Origin of the sequence: Bradyrhizobium sp. SHOUNA76 (genome assembly GCF_023006445.1) — a bacterium.
Classification (GTDB): domain Bacteria; phylum Pseudomonadota; class Alphaproteobacteria; order Rhizobiales; family Xanthobacteraceae; genus Bradyrhizobium.
In genome coordinates this window covers 1-241 of sequence record NZ_JALBHA010001203.1, presented here as the reverse complement: position 1 = coordinate 241, position 241 = coordinate 1, and the positions used below count along the sequence as shown (strand labels likewise).

1 protein-coding gene is annotated in these 241 nt (G+C 66.4%); it reads left to right on the top strand.

Features of this window, described 5'->3' with window-relative positions; all coding sequences use genetic code 11:
- A partial coding sequence (locus MOV74_RS40510; protein WP_246933149.1) for a hypothetical protein occupies positions 1-241 on the top strand: 241 nt, incomplete at both ends.

Below are 241 nucleotides of genomic sequence, written 5' to 3'. Positions count from 1 at the left end.
CGAGGCCTTTGCCGAGATCGTCATCGTCGCCAAGGGCGTCGAGGCGCGCGAGCGCATCAAGGCCAAGATCGAGAACGCGGCTGCCGACGGCATGCTGTCCGAGGCGCGCGTCCGTGTCGATCGCTTCAACTTCGGTCCGCCGGTCGGCTTCCCCGTCCAGTTCCGCGTGATCGGTCCCGACGCCAACAAGGTGCGCGAGATCGCCTACCAGGTTCGCGACGTCATGCGGCAGAACAAGAGC